The organism is Lentzea pudingi (genome assembly GCF_014646255.1).
GTDB classification, from domain to species: domain Bacteria; phylum Actinomycetota; class Actinomycetes; order Mycobacteriales; family Pseudonocardiaceae; genus Lentzea; species Lentzea pudingi.
In genome coordinates this window covers 131,890-147,892 of sequence record NZ_BMNC01000002.1, presented here as the reverse complement: position 1 = coordinate 147,892, position 16,003 = coordinate 131,890, and the positions used below count along the sequence as shown (strand labels likewise).

The window sequence follows — 16,003 nt, the reverse complement described above, 5'->3', positions numbered from 1 at the left end:
TCAAGCTGTTTTCAGGAACTCGTCGACCTCGGCGAGGGCCGCCGCACGCACTGGCGCAGGCGACAGGAACAGGTCGTGCATGCCGCCCTTGATCTCCACGACCTTGACCGACGTGCCGAGCTTCGGGCCCCACTTGCGCATGCCCGCGACGTCGAGCACCGCGTCCGCCTTCGAGACGTCCTCGCTCCACTCGCGAGCGTTCAGCATGCTCCTGTCGGAGTGCAGCACCAGCACCGGCACCCGCACGTCGAGTCCCTTGTGGACCTTCTCCTGCGCCACCAGCACCGCCCGGATCCACCCGGCCAGCACAGGGAAGCCCGCGAGCGGCTTCCACTTCAGGTCGAAGTCCCACTCGCCGTTGCGCGAGTTGTGGATCGCCGCCCCGTACGCGTCGCCGAGGTTCGCGCGGATCTTCACCTTCGGCGCGAGGCCGCCGATCAGCTTCACGACCTGCCGCATCAACGGCGGTTCGACGACATCGAGCCACGGGCTGTTGAGCACCAACGCGTCGATGAGGTCGTCGGAACGCCGTTCGTGCGCCCACAGCGACGTCGTGAGGCCACCCGTTGAGTGACCCATGAGGACCACCCGCGAGTGTTCTTCACGAACGACGGCGATCGCGGCGTCGATCTCCTCGAAGTACACCGCGATGTCGGTCGTGTAGTTCGGCAGTTCGCCGTCCCGCAGCGACCGGCCGTATCCGCGCAGGTCGACGGCGTAGAAGTCGTAGCCCTGGGCGGTGTAGTGCTCAGCCACGTGTTCCTGGAAGAAGTAGTCCGCGAAGCCGTGCACGTAGAGGATCGCGCCGCGGTCGTTGGCGACCGCGCGGCGGCGGACCAGGGTCGCTGAGGCCCCGCCGCGCAAGGGCAGAACCGTGGTGTCTTCGTCGCTGCTCACCGCGCAAGTTTGCAACGGTCTGGCGCCGATTCCGTGCAGCCTTGTCCGGATCGTGTCTAACCTGGGGACATGACGGGGGACATCGAACAGTCATCCAGGGTGCGGTTCCCGGGCATCAGCCCGCGCGCCTACGAGCATCCCGCCGACCGAGGCGCCCTCGCGGTGCTGAGGGCGGTGCCCGCCGTGGCACCGATCCTCAAGGCGGTCGCCGGAGCCTTCACCGAGCGGGGTGAGCGCCTGCTCCAGGTGGCGTCGTCCGTCCGGGTGGGTCCCAAGCAGTACCCGCAGCTCGACCGCATCCGCAACGAGGTGGCGGCGGCGTTCGACCTCACCGAGGTGCCCGAGCTCTTCGTCGAGCGCAACGCGCAGGCGTACGGCTACACCTATGGCATCGACAAACCGTTCATCGTGATCAGCACCGGCTCGGTCGACCTGCTCGACAACGAGTCGCTGCGCTTCCTGATCGGTCACGAGATGGGCCACGCGATGTCGGGCCACGCGCTCTACAACACGCTGCTGCGCAGGCTGGTCGACCTCACGACGTCGTTCGCGTGGGTGCCGGCCGGTGCGATCGCCATGCGCGCGGTCATCGCGGCGTTGCGCGAGTGGCAGCGCAAGACCGAGCTGTCCTGCGACCGGGCGGGCCTGCTGGCCTGCCAGGACCCGCAGGCCGCGTTGCGCACGCACCTCGCGCTCGCGGGTGACCTCGGCGGGCAGGTCGACATCGCGTCGTTCCTCGCCCAGGCCAAGGAGTACGAGGAGGTCGAGGACATCCGCGACAGCATCCTCAAGCTCCTGCACACCGAGACCCGCACGCACCCCCTGGTCGTGGTCCGCGCCGCCGAACTGCAGCGCTGGTCGGCGAGCGAGGAGTACCGGGAGATCCTGACGGGCACGTACGCGCGGCGCGAGGACGACCGGCCGACGACGAACCTCACCGACGACATCAAGGGCGCCGCCCGGTCGTACAAGGAGTCGATGAACAACTCCGCCGACCCGTTGATCAAGACGATCAACGACATCGGCGAGTCGGTCATGGGCGCCGCAGGAAAGATCTGGAGCAAGGTTGCGCCGAATGGACCAGCTGAGTAGCTACCATTTGGAGTCATGAGACGACTCCTGGTGCTGGTTCTCTCCGCTCTGCTCGCCACAACGGGTACCGCTGCCGCCGACGAGCGCATCGTCGGCGGTGAGCGGGCGTCCATCGAGGCCAGTCCGTGGGTCGTCTACCTGGTCGACGACCGGGGCGCCCAGTTCTGCGGTGGCACGATCGTCGCGCCGTCCAAGGTGCTCACCGCCGCTCACTGCGCGCTCGGCCGCTCGCCGCGAGACCTGCGGGTCGTCGCCGGTCGTGAGGACAAGCTGGACCGCGAGTCCGGAGTGGTGGCCACCGTCACCGACATCTGGATCCACAGCAGGTACGTCTCGGCCGACGAGGGCGAGGACGTGGCGGTGCTGACGCTCAAGCAGGCGCTGCCGTACACCCCGCTGCCGTTCGCCGAGCCGTCCGACCAGGCCCTCTACGAACCCGGCACCAAACTGAGCGCGCTCGGCTGGGGCAGGACGTCCGAGAACGGCAAGACGTCCCGCTACCTCCTGCAGGCCACCGTGCCGGTGCTGCCGAACGAGTTCTGCGTCGACACCTACCCGCAGTTCGTGGAGGAGGACATGTTCTGCGCGGGCTTCAAGGGTGGCAAGGTCGACACCTGCCAGGGCGACTCGGGCGGCCCGATCGTGGCGGACGGCAAGCTCGTCGGCGTCACGTCGTGGGGCGAGGGCTGCGCGCGCAGGAACAAGCCGGGCGTGTACGTCCGGATCTCCCGCTACGCCAAAGAACTTCACTCGATCGTGGATGCTTCGCCGCCTGGGGTTGTCGACCCGGAGGCCTCTGCGCGCTGATGGGGAGCATGCGACTGCTGGCGGCGGTTCTGGCTCTGCTCGTGAGCACGGTGACCCCGGCTCACGCCGACCCGAGGATCGTCGGCGGCGTCGTGGTGGACGACGCCGAAGAAGCGCCGTGGATGGTCGCTCTCACAACACCCCAGGGCCACCAGTTCTGCGGTGGAGCGCTCGTCGGGCCGCATGAGGTGGCCACGGCGGCGCACTGCGTCCACGGCCGCTTGCCCGGTTCGATCGTCGCCGTCGGCGGCCGGCTCGACCTGCGCACCGGCGGCGGCTCCACCTCGCTGGTGGCGGCCTTCCGCCTGGTCGAGGGCTACACGGCACCGTCCAGCGGCAAGGACATCGCCGTGCTGACGCTCTCCGAGCCGATGCCGTACCGGCCGTTGCCGATCGCCGCGTCCACCGCGTACATGGGCGGCAGCGTCGGTGCCGTGTACGGCTGGGGGCGGCAGGCCGAGCACGACACGAACAAGAGTCCGTTGCTGCACAAGGCGCACCTCCCGATCGTGCCGGACGAGCAGTGCGCCGCGACCTACCCGCAGTTCGACGCCGGGTCGATGTTCTGCGCGGGTTACCCCGGCGGTGAGATCGACGCGTGCACCGACGACTCCGGCGGCCCGTTCGTCATCGACGGACGGTTGGCGGGCATCGTGTCGTGGGGCACTGGCTGCGCGCGTCCGAACATGCCCGGCGTCTACACGCGAGTCGCGACGTACCTCCGTTAGAGCACGAGCCCCACGGACATCGTCAGGAAGACGGCCGCGCACACCGCGTCCAGCGCCGTCGTCACGCCCGGCCGCTTGAGCTTCCCGGCCACGCGGGACGCCGCCAGCACGATCATCAGCTCCCAGACCGCCGCGAGGCCGAGGAACACGACCGCGAGCATCGTGAGCTGTGGCGCCGGTTCACCCGATCCGATGAACTGCGGCAGGAACGCCAGCGAGAACAGGATCATCTTCGGGTTCGTGATGTTGGTCAGGAAGCCCTGCCGGAACGGCCGCGCGCTCATGACCTCCTCCGGCTCTCCGCCGGAGCGCCTGATCAGCCCGCGAGTGATGGAAATCGCCAGGTAGAGCAGGTAGCCCGCGCCGATCCAGCGCAACGCCGTGAGTGCCATCGGGTACCGCGCGAGCACCACCCCGAGGCCCGAGATGACCAGGGCGACCTGGACCGCCGCGGCCGTGTGGATGCCGCCCAGCGCGAGCAGTCCGGCGCGGGTGCCGGACCGCAGTGACGTGCGCAGGAGCAGGAACGCGTCCACGCCGGGGGTCACGATGACGACCGCGCACGCGATGAGGAAGGCCGGAACCTGGCCGAAGTCGAACAACACCGTACATACCCCCGTGATCTAAGTATCAGACCGCAAGTTCTCCGGTCTGACGGGACATTAACACGAAAATCTCCGGTTTTGACGCCGTCCTAGCGCGATCGCTACCGTTGGTGACCGATCGTCCACCTGGCGCAACGAGGAGTGGTCCGTGAGGGGTAAGCGTTTTGCCGTGCTGGTGGCGGTGATCGCCCTGGTCAGCGGTGCGACGTCCGCCGATGCGATCGTTGGGGGGACACCCGCGCGGGTGGCGGACACCCCGTGGGTTGTGGCGATCACCACCACGGACGGTCAGCTGATCTGCGGTGGCGCGCTCGTCGCCCCGGACAAGGTCATGACGGCCGCGCACTGCGTGACGCTCAAGGGCGTGCTCGGCAAGAACCAGCGCCCCGCCGAGCAGTTGCGCGTGGTCGCCGGCCGCACCGACCTGCGGCAGAAGGGCGAGGGCGTCGAGGCGGCCGTCGCCGGCGTGTGGCGCCACCCCGACTACGTCGAGGTCACCAAGGGCGACGACGTGGCGGTCCTGACGCTGGCCCGGCAGGTGCCGTACCGGACGATCGCGCTCGGCGAGGTCGGGGACGACGGCGTCGTGCTCGGCTGGGGCCGCACCGCCGAGAACACCCCGCCCGCGCTGTCGCTGCGCAAGGTGACGGTGCCGATCCTGACCGACTCCGAGTGCCTGTCGAAGGAACCCGACTACCGGCCGGGCGCGATGCTGTGCGCCGGACGCGGTGGCCGGGACGCCTGCACGGGCGACTCGGGTGGTCCGCTCGTGGTGCGCGGCAGGCTCGCGGGCGTCGTGTCGTTCGGCCGCGGCTGCGCTCGGCCGGACGAACCCGGTGTCTACACCCGGCTCGCGAACTACCGGCAGACGCTGGGCTTCTGATATCCACGACCAGGTGCGAACCACACAGTTTCCCGCCACCCTGCGCCGCCAGTGGGGACTCGACCTGAGTCCCGCCCAGCTCTACGCGATCCTGCGGCTGCGCCAGGAGGTCTTCGTCGTCGAGCAGAACTGCGTCTACGCCGACCTGGACGGCCGTGATCTCGAGCAGGGCACACGGCACTTCTGGCTGGAGGCCGAGGGATCGCACGATCCGCTCGCGTACCTGCGGTTGCTCGAGGAACCCGACGGCACGTTCCGCGTCGGACGCGTCGTCACCGCGCGCATGGCCCGCGGCCGCGGCTACAGCCGTCGCCTGATGCAGGCCGCGCTCGCGGACATCGGCGCCACGCCGTCAGTGCTCGACGCGCAGACGTACGTCGCCGACTTCTACGCGTCGTTCGGGTTCGTCGCCGAGGGCGCCGAGTTCATCGAGGACGGGATCCCACACCTGCGGATGCGGCGCTCTCCCTGATCACGCGCACCGCGCGCTCGATGTCGGCCTCGGTCAGATCGGCGCGCGCGGTGAGCCGCAGCCTGCTGATCTGGTCCGGCACCGACGGCGGCCGGAAGCAGCCGACGACCACACCGCTCGTGCGGCAGGTCTCGGCCCACTGGAACGCCTGCTCCGGGCTGGGCGCGCGCACGCTCACGACCGCGGCGGTCGGCGTGCTGACCTGGAAACCGGCCTCCTTCAGGCGGTTGCTCAGGTCGTGCGCCACGGTCAGCGCCCGCTCGGGACGGTCCGGTTCCTCGCGCAGGATCTTGATCGCCGCGAGGGCCGCCGCCGCGCTGCTGGGGGCGAGGCCCGTGTCGAAGATGAACGGACGCGCGGTGTCGATCAGGTGCTTGATCACCCGGCTCGGGCCGAGCACGGCGCCGCCCTGCGCGCCCAGGGACTTGCTCAGCGTCAGCGTGGTGATCACGTCCGGCGCCTTGATGATGCCCGCCTGCGCGACCGCGCCCCGGCCACCGGGGCCGACGACACCCAGTCCGTGCGCGTCGTCCACGACCAGCGCGGCGCCGGTCGCGCGGCAGGCCTCGTGCAGTTCGTTCAGCGGGGCGATGTCGCCGTCGACGCTGAACACCGAGTCCGTGACCACGATCGCGCGCCGCTTGCCCCGCGTCTCGAGCGCGTGCCGGACCTTGCCGACGTCGCAGTGGTCCGCGACGACGACGTCGGCCTTCGACAGGCGCGTGCCGTCGATCAGCGACGCGTGGATGTGCTGGTCGGCGACGATCGCCGTGCCGGGGCCCGTCAGCGCCGTGACCGCGGCGAGGTTCGCCATGTACCCGCTGCTGAACACCAGCGCCGACTGCGAGCCGCAGAAGTTCGCGAGCTCGAACTCCAGCTCCGCGTGCAGCTCCGTCGAACCCGTGACCAGGCGCGACCCCGTGGAGCCCGCGCCCCACTTCAGCGTGGCGGCGGCCGCGGCACCCGCGACGCGCTTGTCCTTGGCGAGACCGAGGTAGTCGTTGCTCGCGAGGTCGAGGTCGGTCGAGTTCGACGTGCGCGGCCGCAGGCGCCGGGTCAGACCGGCCTTGGCTCGCGCTTCAGAACGGACGTCGATCCAGTCGAGCGTCGGTTCACCGTCGCTGGACATCGCCTCAGTTGTGCTCACGGTCACCGGCCGAGTCTCCCATCCGCCCGCTAGCGTGCCGCTCGTGGACCTGTTCACCTTCACGCGCGCCGAACTCACCTCGCCGGTGCAGTTCGCCGGCGGACGCTGGGTGGTGTCCGACTACGACGACGTGCGTGCCGTGCTGGCCGATCCGGTGACGTACCTGCCCGACAACGCGCTGACCGCCGTGACGCTGGTGGCCCCGGCGGCGTTGCGGTCGCTGGTCCGAGCCCGCTTCTCGCTGCCGCCGACGCTCGCGAACAACGGGTCCTCGTCGCACGCCTCGCTGCGGCGGCTCGTGGCGTCGTTCTTCACACCCGCTCGCGTTGCCGCTGCGGAGCCTCGCATCCGGTCCCTCGTTTTGGAACGGCTGGGTGGCGCGGATCTCGTGCGCGACCTGGCGTGGGACCTGCCCGCGATCGTGCTGATGGAATTGCTCGATTGTCCGAATGTTGACATTCCTACATTGAAGCGGTGGAGCTCCGGCTCGCTGGAGTTCTTCTGGGGTGACATCACCCGCGAACGGCAGTTGGAGCTGGTCGACGAGGTCGGCGACTTCCACCAGTGGCTGATCAAGCGCTACCACGCGCGGGACGGCGGGCTGTTCTGCGCGCTGGCCGACGCCGGGGTGTCCGCTGAGGACTCCGCGGGCCTCTGCTACTTCCTGTTGATCGCGGGCCAGGAGACGACGACCCAGCTGTTGTCCACGGCGCTGCGCCGCGCGTTGCAGGACCGTTCGCTGTGGGCCCGGCTGCCCGAGCCGGGCGTGGCCGAGGTGTTCATCGAGGACGTGCTGCGGACCGAGACGCCCGTGGTCACGTGGCGGCGGCTGACCGCGCGTGACGTGGTGTTGTCCGGTGTGCACGTGCCTGCCGGTGCGGAGCTCGTGTTGTTGTTGAGCGGTAAGGAAACCGATTCGCGGCATCTCGCGTTCGGGTACGGCCGCCACTTCTGCCTCGGTGCCGGGCTGGCCCGGTTGGAAGCCGTCGTGACCTTGCGGACGGTGGCCGAGCACGAGCCGTCGCTGCATCTCGTCGGTCCGGATCCGGAGTGGTTGAACCTGCTGTCGTTCCGCGCGCCGAAGTCGGTGGCCGTGAGCCGCTGACCTGAGGTTTGATGCTGGGGTGTTGAACCGTCAGCTCTCCGGAGTCCGCAAGAAGACGCTGCTGGAGGCGCTCGGCCCCGTGCCGGACGTCGACCCCGACCGCTACGGCGACGGCGGCCCGGTGGGCGCGCTGGAGAGCCGCGTGGCCCAGCTGCTGGGCACCGAGGCCGCGCTGTTCGTGCCGACCGGGACCATGGCGCAGCAGATCGCACTGAAGTGCTGGGCCGACCGCACGCACAACCCGATCGTCGCGATGCACCCGCAGGCGCACCCGCTGCACCACGAGGACGACGCGCTGACCGTGCTGTCCGGTCTGCGGCCGATCAAGGTGCGCAACGCCGACATCGGCTCGTGCCCCGAGCCGTTCGGCACGCTCCTGCTCGAAGTGCCGGACCGCGAGGCCGGGTTCGTGCTGCCGGCCTGGGACGAGCTGACCTCGATGGTCGACCTCGCCCGGGAACGGGACGCGGTCGTGCACCTCGACGGCGCGCGGCTGTGGGAGAGCACGTACGGCCTGGGCAAGCCGCTGGAGGAGATCGCGGGCCTGTTCGACTCGGTCTACGTGTCGTTCTACAAGTCGCTGGAGGGCATCTCCGGCGCGGCGCTCGCGGGCAGCCAGGACTTCGTCGACCAGGCACGGGTCTGGCGGCACCGGTACGGCGGCATGCTGTTCCAGCAGTGGCCGGCCGCGTTGTCGGCGTTGCACGGCCTGGACACCGTGCTGCCGAGGCTCGGCGCGTACGTCGAGCACGCCAAGGTCGTGGCCGCCGCCATGGGCCTGCCCGAGCCGCACACCCACCAGTTCGCGCTGCACCTGCCCGGTGATCCCGCACACCTCAAGGAGGTGAGCGGGAAGTTCCTCGGCGGGTTCTGGCGGGACGGGACGCTCGCGAAGACCGAGGTCACGATCGCCGAACCCGCGCTGGAGTGGACGGCGGACGAGGTCCGGGCGGCCTGGGAGGAGTTCCTCAGCCGGGTCTAGGGCGACGTGGCTGTTGGACCCGGCCGTGCGAAGTGCGACGATGCCGGGGCTGTGAGGGGAGTGCGAGGAAGCCGGTGTGACTCCGGCGCCGTCCCGCGACTGTGACCGACCGCGTGTCGGGAGTCAGGAACTCGTCCCCCTCTTCACCTCACCACGGGCGTGGACACCCGAGGAAAGGACATCGCCGAGCATGTTCCCCTTTTCGGCTGTCGTCGGACACGACGACCTCCGGCTGGCCCTGCTGCTGAACGCCGTGCACCCCGGCATCGGCGGCGTCCTCGTCCGCGGCGAGAAGGGGACCGCGAAGTCGACCATCGTGCGCGCCCTCGCCGCGCTGCTGCCCGAGCTCGACGTGTCCCACGGCTGCCGGTTCGGCTGCGTGCCCGGCACCGCGGACTGCCCCGACGCACCGCACGAGGGCGTCGACCGGCGGCCTGCCCGGCTCGTGGAGCTGCCCGTCGGCGCCACCGAGGACCGGCTGGTCGGGTCGCTCGACCTGGAGAAGGCGCTGACCGAGGGCGTGCGGGCGTTCCAGCCCGGCCTGCTGGCCGCGGCGCACCGGGGCGTGCTCTACGTCGACGAGGTCAACCTCCTGCACGACCACCTGGTCGACCTGCTGCTCGACGCCGCCGCCATGGGCCGTGCGCACGTCGAGCGCGAGGGCGTCTCGATCTCGCACCCGTCCCAGTTCCTGCTGGTCGGCACCATGAACCCGGAGGAGGGCGAGCTGCGGCCGCAGCTGCTCGACCGGTTCGGGCTGACCGTGGCGGTGAAGGCCGCGCGGGACGTCGGCGTGCGCACCGAGGTCATCCGGCGCCGGCTCGCCTACGAGGCCGACCCCGTGACGTTCGCGGCGAAGTGGGCCGGCGCGGACGCCGAGCTCAAGCAGCAGATCACCGAGGCGCGCTCGAAGCTGCCGGGAGTGTCCCTTCCGGACGGAGAGCTGCGCCGGATCGCCGCCGTCTGCGCGGCTTTCGAGGTCGACGGCATGCGCGCGGACCTCGTCGTCGCCCGTGCCGCCACCGCCCACGCGGCGTGGCGAGGTGCTTCGGAGGTCGAGGAGCAGGACGTCGAGACCGCGGTCAGGCTCGCCCTGCCGCACCGGCGCCGCCGCGACCCGTTCGACGAGCCCGGCATCGAGGAGCAGCAGCTCGAGGACGCGATGCGCCAGGCTGCCGAGCACGCTTCGGATCCCGACGACGGCCCGGACGACGACGGTCCCGGCGGCGGCGAGCTGCCCGAACCGCAGGACGGCCCGAAGGGCAACGGGAACGCGCCCCGGGACCGTCCGGCACCGGAGCCCGCGCCCGCGTTCAAGGCGCGGCTGCTGGAGGTCCCCGGAGTCGGCGAGGGCGCACCGGGCAAGCGTTCCCGGGCCCGTGCCCGCACCGGCCGGATCGTCCGCTCGTCCACAGTGGACGGCAACGGGATCCACCTGGTCGACACCCTGACGAACGCCGCGCCGCACCAGGCAGCACGTGGCCGCAGCGGTCCCGGACTGCTGCTCACCGCCGCCGACCTGCGCAAGGCCGTGCGGGAGGGCAAGGAGTCGAACCTCGTCCTGTTCGTCGTCGACGCCTCCGGCTCGATGGCGGCGCAGAAGCGGATGTCGGCGGTCAGCGGCGCGGTGATCTCGTTGCTGCGCGACGCCTACCAGCGCCGGGACAAGGTCGGCGTGGTGACGTTCCGCGGGCAGACCGCCGAGGTCGCCCTGCCTCCGACCACGTCCGTCGACGCGGCGGCCACGCGCCTGAAGAAGATGCGCACCGGCGGCCGCACCCCGCTCGCGGACGGCCTGCTGAAGGCCCACCGCGTCCTCGAGATCGAACGGATGCGCGACCCGCGGAAGCGGCCCTTGGTGGTGCTGCTGACGGACGGCCGCGCGACGTCGTCCGGCCTCGGCGGCGACCCGACCAAGGACGCGCTGAAGGCAGCGGGGCTCTTGGAGCAGACGGCCGTCGTGGTCGTCGACTGCGAACAGGGCCACGTCCGCCTCGGCCTCGCCCAGAAGATCGCCGAAGCGCTGCAGGGCACCTGCGTCCGTCTCGACCAGCTGTCCGCAGACCACCTCGCCGGCGTCGTCCGGGCCGCGTAAGGAGCTTGACGTGCCGCAAGGACAACCCACCGAGGTGCCGAAGGACGGCCTGACCACCCGTCAGCGCCGCAACCGGCCGTTGCTGATGTTGCACACCGGTGAGATGAAGGGGAAGTCGACGTCGGCGTTCGGCATGGCGCTGCGCGGCTGGAACCAGGGCTGGGACATCGGCGTGTTCCAGTTCGTGAAGTCCGCCAAGTGGAAGGTCGGCGAGGAGTCGGCGTTCAAGGCGCTCGGCCGGCTGCACGACGAGACCGGCGAGGGCGGCGCCGTCGAGTGGCACAAGATGGGCGAGGGCTGGTCCTGGACCCGCAAGCAGGGCACCGAGGACGACCACGCCTCGGCCGCGCGGGAGGGCTGGGCGGAGATCGCGCGGCGCATCCGGGCCGAACGCCACGGCTTCTACGTGCTCGACGAGTTCACCTACCCGCTGCACTGGGGGTGGATCGACGTCGACGAGGTGGTCGAGGTGCTGGCGAACAGGCCCGGCCACCAGCACGTCGTGATCACCGGCCGGTACGCGCCGCAGAAGTTGATCGACGCCGCCGACCTCGTGGTGGAGATGACCAAGGTCAAGCACCCGATGGACGCCGGTCAGAAGGGGCAGCGGGGGATCGAGTGGTGAACAGGCTGGTCGTCGCCGCCCCTGCCTCGGGCAGCGGCAAGACCACCGTCGCGACCGGCCTGATGGCCGCGTTGCGCCGCGCCGGGTCGCGGGTCGCGCCGTTCAAGGTCGGCCCCGACTACATCGACCCCGGCTACCACTCGCTCGCCACCAACCGCCCTGGCCGCAACCTCGACCCGGTCATGGTCGGCGAGCACCGCGTCCCGGGTCTCTTCGCGCACGGTTCCAAGGGCTGCGACATCGCCGTGGTCGAGGGCGTGATGGGGCTGTTCGACGGCCGCATCGACACCGCGGGCATCGGCTCGACCGCGCACGTCGCCAAGCTGATCAACGCGCCGGTGCTGTTCGTCGTGGACGCTCGCGGGCAGAGCCGCTCGCTCGCCGCGCTGCTGCACGGGTTCCGCGGCTACGACCCGACCGTCCGGCTGGGTGGCGTGATCCTCAACCAGGTCGGCTCGGAACGGCACGAGCAGGTGCTGCGGTCGGCGTGCGACGAGGTGGGCCTCGACGTGCTCGGCGTGCTGCCGCGCGATCCGCAGTTCTCCTTGCCCTCACGGCATCTGGGGCTCGTGACGGCGGCCGAGCACGGGCCGGAGGCCGTGGCCGCGGTGGACGCGATCGCTGACGCCGTGGCCAAGCACGTCGACCTCGACGCGGTCCGCAGGCTGGCGCAGTCGGTGCCCGCGATGGCCGTCGCCGCGTGGGAACCGCAGGTCGAACGCGTCAAGGACGAACCGGTGGTCGCCGTCGCGGGGGGAGCGGCCTTCACGTTCGGCTACGCCGAGCACGTCGAGGTGCTGAGAGCGGCGGGTGCGGCGGTGGCCGTCCTCGACCCGCTCCACGACGAGGACCTTCCGGAGGGCACCGCTGGGCTGGTCCTGCCGGGCGGATTTCCCGAGCAGCACGCGGAAGCGCTGTCGGGCAACGTGAAGTTGCGGGAGGCGGTGGCTCGGTTCGCTCGATCGGGTGCGCCGGTCCACGCCGAGTGCGGAGGGTTGCTGTACCTCGCGCGGTCGCTCGACGGGCACCCGATGTGCGGCGTGCTCGACGCCGAGGGGTTCATGACCCCTAAGCTGACTCTCGGCTACCGGGACGCGGTGGCGTCCACGAGCTCGCCGCTGCACCCGCCGGGCAGCCGCGTGACCGGCCACGAGTTCCACCGGACCCAGCTGTCCACGCCGCACTCGACCCCGCCCGCGTGGCAGTGGCGCGGCGTCGACTCACGGCCCGTCGCCGAAGGGTTCGTGGTGGGCGGCGTGCACGCCTCGTACCTCCACACGCACCCGGCCGGTGATCCGGAGGCCGTTGCCCGGTTCGTGCGGGCCTGCCACCCGTTCGTGGCCGGAGTGGCAGACGGTACGGTCTTCGCTTAAGTCTCTCTCCCCGAAACCCCCTGTGGAGCTGTCGTGACGACGACCGGTCGGGTCACCTTCGTCGGCGCCGGTCCCGGTGCCGCCGACCTCATCACCCTCCGAGGCGCGCGCCGCATCGCCGAAGCCGACGTCGTCATCTGGGCGCCCACGGCGGTGGACGCCGAATGCGTCCGCGAGCACGCCCGCGCCGACGCCGACCTGGTCGACTTCTCGCGCGTCACGCCGGAGGAGATCACCGACCTGTACCGCCGTGCCGCCGCGTCGCGCCAGGTCGTGGTGCGCCTGCACTCCGGCGACGCCGCGACCGGTGGTGGCGTCCAGGAGCAGCACGACCTGTGCGTGCGCCTCGGCCTCGAGGTCGAGGTCGTGCCGGGCGTGTCCGTCGTCGCCGCGGCGGCCGCCAAGATCGGGCGCGAGCTCACGCAGACCGAGGCGTTCTCCACGGTGCTGATCTCGCCGGAGAGCAGCGAACGCGTCAGCGAGTTCGCCGCGCTGCAGACCACGATGGCCGCCACGGTCTCGGGCGCGCGCACCGGCCAGTTCGTGGAGAAGCTGCTGCAGGGCGGGTACTCCGAGGCCACGCCGGTCGTCGTCGCGTACAAGGTGAGCCAGGCCGACGAGCTGGTCGTGCACACCACGGTCGGCGAGCTGGAGTCGGTCGTGAAGAAGCACAAGCTGTACCGCCCGACGCTGTTCCTCGTCGGTGCGGCCGTGAAGGCGCCCACGCGCCGGGTGTCGACCTCGGCGACGACGTCGGTCGACGAGCCGTTGCGCGCCGCCCGCCCGACGAAGTGGTCGCGCCGTGCCGCCACGCGCATCGCGACGCGCGTGGACGAGCCGATCCCGGCGCGTCCGGACGAGCCCATCCCCGCCGCGTCGACCGCTCCCGTCGCCGAGCCGAACCCGGCGTGGACGGCGGTGGAGGAAATACAGCAGTCGGTGCGCAAGCCCGCCGAGGAGCCCGCTCCGAAGCCGAAGCTGACGGTGGTCGCGGCGGAGATGCCGAAGCCGCCGACGGTCAACGCCTCGACCTCCGCGCGCAAGAAGCCGGTCCGCAAGCCCAAGCGGTCCGCTAACTGATGTCCCTCGAGAAGCTGCTGGAGGCAGCGGGCCGTCCCGTCGAGATCGTCGACGCGGCGGACGGCCTGCGCCCCGCGCTGAACGTGTGCCGCGCCCACTCCGCCGTGATCGTCAGGCTCGCCGAGGGCGTCGGCCCGGCCGAGATCGGCGCGGGCCTCGCCGGCTGGCGCCGCACGCTGACGGTGCAGGACTCCGGTGAGCTGGTCGCGGTCGACCCGAGGGACGCGGTGACGCGCCGCTGGACCGCGCCGGACGCCGTGCTGTGCCTGGCGGACAACGAGTTCCTCCGTTCCAACGACGGCTGGGCCCTCCCGGACGACGCCTTCGCGAGCCGAGCTCACGTGCTCGGCGCCGAGGTGCGCGCGTTCGTGCTGGCCCGGCTCGCCCCGCGCCCCGGCGTGCTGGTGTGGGACGTGCTCGCGGGTTCCGGCGCGGTCGGCGTGGAGTGCGCCCGGCTGGGTGCCGCGGTGATCGCGGTCGAGCCGGACCCCGTGCAGTGCGTGCGGCTCATCGCGAACGCCTCGGCGCACGGCGTCGACGTCCGCGTCGAGGAGTCCGAGCTGGACGCGCCCTCGTTGCCGCGCCCGGACGCGGTGTTCGTCGGCCGGGGTGAGATCGGCACGGTCAAGGCCGCGGCGGCGGTGTCGGCCCGGCGCGTGGTCGTCGCGACCGAGAGCGTGGACGAGATCGTGCCCGCGCGTGACGCGTTGGCGGCCGCCGGGTACGAGGTGGAGGGCGTGCACTGGACCGCCTCGCGCCTGCTGGACTCGGGATTCGCCCCGGCTGTTCCGGTGACCTTGCTGTGGGGAACCAAGAAGTGATCGGAGTCTTCGCCGGTCCCGCCCAGCGCGGTGACGCCGCCGACCTCGCGGGCCTGCTCGGCGCCGACGCCGTCGTCCCGGACGGCCAGGTCCTGCCCGCCGTCCGCAACCTCTGGCCCCGCCTCGGCGCGGTCGTGCTCTTCCTGGACGCGGGGTCCGCGGTCCGGCTGGTCGCGCCCCTGTTGCGGGACAGGCGATCCGACCCCGCCGTGGTGTGCGTGGACGAGCACTTCGTCGTCGCGCTCGCCGGTGACGCGGACGTGTTCACCCGCCACGTCGCGGACCTGCTCAACCGCACGGCCGTGGTGACGACCGGGCCGCTGGTCGACTCGATGCTGGACGAGCTGGTCGAGCAGCTCGACGCCACGGCGGACGGCGACGTCGCGGCCTGCACCGCCGCCATCGAGGCAGGCGAGCTGGTCGTGCTGCGCAACCCGCTGAACTTCCCGCTGCCCGCGTTGCCGCCCAACGTGGTGGCGGGCGGTGAGGACGCGACGTGGGTGATCGTCGTCGACGACCGGGCCGCCGCGGCGAAGGAGCACGTGCTGCGGATCGTGCCGCGCACGCTCGTCGTCGGGGTGGGTTCCACTCGGGGTGCGTCGGCCACGAGCGTCGGTGCCGCACTGTCCGAGTTGGACACCCAGGGCGGGCTGGACCTGCGGGCCATCAAGGCGTTCGCGACAGCGGACGTCAAGGCGGACGAACCCGGCATCGTGGACGCCGTGGAGGACTGGGGTTTCTGGCACGGCGACACGGCGGAGCTGCTGACGTTCCCGACCGAGGAGCTGGCCGAGATCGGGGTGCCGAACCCGAGTTCGGTGGTGCGCAACTCGATGGGCACCGCGAGCGTCGCGGAGGCGGCGGCGTTGCGGGGTGCGCGCAGCATCGGGCACGGCGGGCCGATCGAGCTGGCGGCCGAGAAGTTCAAGCGGGACAACGTGACCGTGGCCGCGGCACGGGTGTTGCCACGCGGCCGGCTCGCTCTAGTCGGACTGGGGCCGGGTGCGGCCGAGCAGCGCACGCCCCGTGCGGAGGCGGAGATCCGGCGCGCGGCGTTCGTGGTCGGCACGCCCGAGGCGATCACCGCGGTGACCCCGCTCCTGCGCGCCGGCACCGAGGTTCGCCACGAGGGCGCGTGCGATTTGGCCGCTCGGGGTGCGGCCGTCGCGTTCGTCGCTTTCGGAACCGGACCGACGTTGGACGATCCGGTCGAAGCCGACGTGATCGTTGTTCCCGGAGTCTGGGAACACTGACGCTCTACGGCGACGCTGACGCCGCCTCCGTCCAGGCG

At 71.3% G+C, this 16,003-nt stretch carries 16 protein-coding genes and 1 riboswitch; of the genes, 13 read left to right on the top strand and 3 right to left on the bottom strand.

Going from position 1 to position 16,003, the window contains the following annotated elements:
* Entirely contained in the window at positions 1 to 897 is an 897-nt protein-coding gene (locus tag IEY88_RS06525; RefSeq protein ID WP_189153720.1) for an alpha/beta hydrolase, read from the bottom strand.
* Between the two features lie 69 nt (positions 898 to 966).
* On the opposite strand from IEY88_RS06525, the gene IEY88_RS06520 reads away from it, so the two are divergent.
* Genes IEY88_RS06520 through IEY88_RS06510 form a run of 3 tightly spaced genes read left to right on the top strand, consistent with a single transcriptional unit; the run spans position 967 to position 3,524 of the window.
* Positions 967 to 1,989, top strand: a complete 1,023-nt coding sequence (locus tag IEY88_RS06520; RefSeq protein WP_189153719.1) for a M48 family metallopeptidase — start codon at positions 967 to 969, stop codon at positions 1,987 to 1,989.
* Between the two features lie 15 nt (positions 1,990 to 2,004).
* Entirely contained in the window at positions 2,005 to 2,796 is a 792-nt protein-coding gene (locus IEY88_RS06515; protein WP_189153718.1) for a S1 family peptidase, read from the top strand.
* An 8-nt stretch (positions 2,797 to 2,804) separates the two neighbouring features.
* Positions 2,805 to 3,524 carry a S1 family serine peptidase gene (locus IEY88_RS06510; protein WP_229693146.1) on the top strand — a complete coding sequence of 240 codons (720 nt, stop codon included), beginning with the start codon at positions 2,805 to 2,807 and terminating at the stop codon, positions 3,522 to 3,524.
* Here the strand turns inward: IEY88_RS06510 and IEY88_RS06505 are convergent.
* Positions 3,521 to 4,129: a LysE family translocator gene (locus tag IEY88_RS06505; RefSeq protein WP_189153717.1), complete on the bottom strand. Its 609-nt coding sequence runs from the start codon at positions 4,127 to 4,129 to the stop codon at positions 3,521 to 3,523. The genes IEY88_RS06510 and IEY88_RS06505 overlap by 4 nt on opposite strands.
* Before the next feature lie 148 nt (positions 4,130 to 4,277).
* Between IEY88_RS06505 and IEY88_RS06500 the strand changes: the two genes are divergently transcribed.
* Positions 4,278 to 5,012, top strand: a complete 735-nt coding sequence (locus IEY88_RS06500; RefSeq protein WP_189153716.1) for a serine protease — start codon at positions 4,278 to 4,280, stop codon at positions 5,010 to 5,012.
* A 13-nt stretch (positions 5,013 to 5,025) separates the two neighbouring features.
* Complete coding sequence (locus IEY88_RS06495; protein ID WP_189153715.1) at positions 5,026 to 5,484, top strand: GNAT family N-acetyltransferase; 459 nt, start codon at positions 5,026 to 5,028, stop codon at positions 5,482 to 5,484.
* Here IEY88_RS06495 and IEY88_RS06490 read toward each other — a convergent pair.
* On the bottom strand, positions 5,438 to 6,613 hold the full coding sequence (locus IEY88_RS06490) for an 8-amino-7-oxononanoate synthase (RefSeq protein WP_189154486.1): 1,176 nt from the start codon (positions 6,611 to 6,613) through the stop codon (positions 5,438 to 5,440). The genes IEY88_RS06495 and IEY88_RS06490 overlap by 47 nt on opposite strands.
* A gap of 61 nt (positions 6,614 to 6,674) precedes the next feature.
* On the opposite strand from IEY88_RS06490, the gene IEY88_RS06485 reads away from it, so the two are divergent.
* From IEY88_RS06485 to IEY88_RS06450, 8 genes are all read left to right on the top strand, one after another.
* Positions 6,675 to 7,736, top strand: coding sequence for a cytochrome P450 family protein (locus IEY88_RS06485; protein ID WP_229693145.1), 1,062 nt, complete (start codon positions 6,675 to 6,677; stop codon positions 7,734 to 7,736).
* 19 nt (positions 7,737 to 7,755) lie between these two features.
* The gene (locus tag IEY88_RS06480) at positions 7,756 to 8,718 is read left to right on the top strand and encodes a threonine aldolase family protein (protein WP_229693144.1); all 963 of its coding nucleotides are present in this window, start codon (positions 7,756 to 7,758) and stop codon (positions 8,716 to 8,718) included.
* Between the two features lie 21 nt (positions 8,719 to 8,739).
* Positions 8,740 to 8,870, top strand: a riboswitch (cobalamin riboswitch).
* 38 nt (positions 8,871 to 8,908) lie between these two features.
* Complete coding sequence (locus tag IEY88_RS06475; protein WP_189153714.1) at positions 8,909 to 10,813, top strand: putative cobaltochelatase; 1,905 nt, start codon at positions 8,909 to 8,911, stop codon at positions 10,811 to 10,813.
* Positions 10,814 to 10,823: 10 nt separating this feature from the next.
* A complete protein-coding gene (cobO, locus tag IEY88_RS06470; protein WP_189153713.1) occupies positions 10,824 to 11,438 on the top strand; it encodes a cob(I)yrinic acid a,c-diamide adenosyltransferase in 615 nt (204 codons plus the stop codon).
* Positions 11,435 to 12,811 carry a cobyrinic acid a,c-diamide synthase CobB gene (locus tag IEY88_RS06465; protein ID WP_189153712.1) on the top strand — a complete coding sequence of 459 codons (1,377 nt, stop codon included), beginning with the start codon at positions 11,435 to 11,437 and terminating at the stop codon, positions 12,809 to 12,811. Before cobO ends, IEY88_RS06465 begins: the two co-directional genes overlap by 4 nt.
* 33 nt (positions 12,812 to 12,844) lie before the next feature.
* Positions 12,845 to 13,891, top strand: coding sequence for a cobalt-precorrin-4/precorrin-4 C(11)-methyltransferase (locus IEY88_RS06460; protein ID WP_189153711.1), 1,047 nt, complete (start codon positions 12,845 to 12,847; stop codon positions 13,889 to 13,891).
* Positions 13,891 to 14,712: a hypothetical protein gene (locus IEY88_RS06455; RefSeq protein WP_189153710.1), complete on the top strand. Its 822-nt coding sequence runs from the start codon at positions 13,891 to 13,893 to the stop codon at positions 14,710 to 14,712. Before IEY88_RS06460 ends, IEY88_RS06455 begins: the two co-directional genes overlap by 1 nt.
* A complete protein-coding gene (locus IEY88_RS06450) occupies positions 14,709 to 15,965 on the top strand; it encodes a cobalamin biosynthesis protein (protein WP_189153709.1) in 1,257 nt (418 codons plus the stop codon). The genes IEY88_RS06455 and IEY88_RS06450 overlap by 4 nt, the downstream gene beginning before the upstream one ends.
* The last annotated feature ends 38 nt before the right edge of the window (positions 15,966 to 16,003 follow it).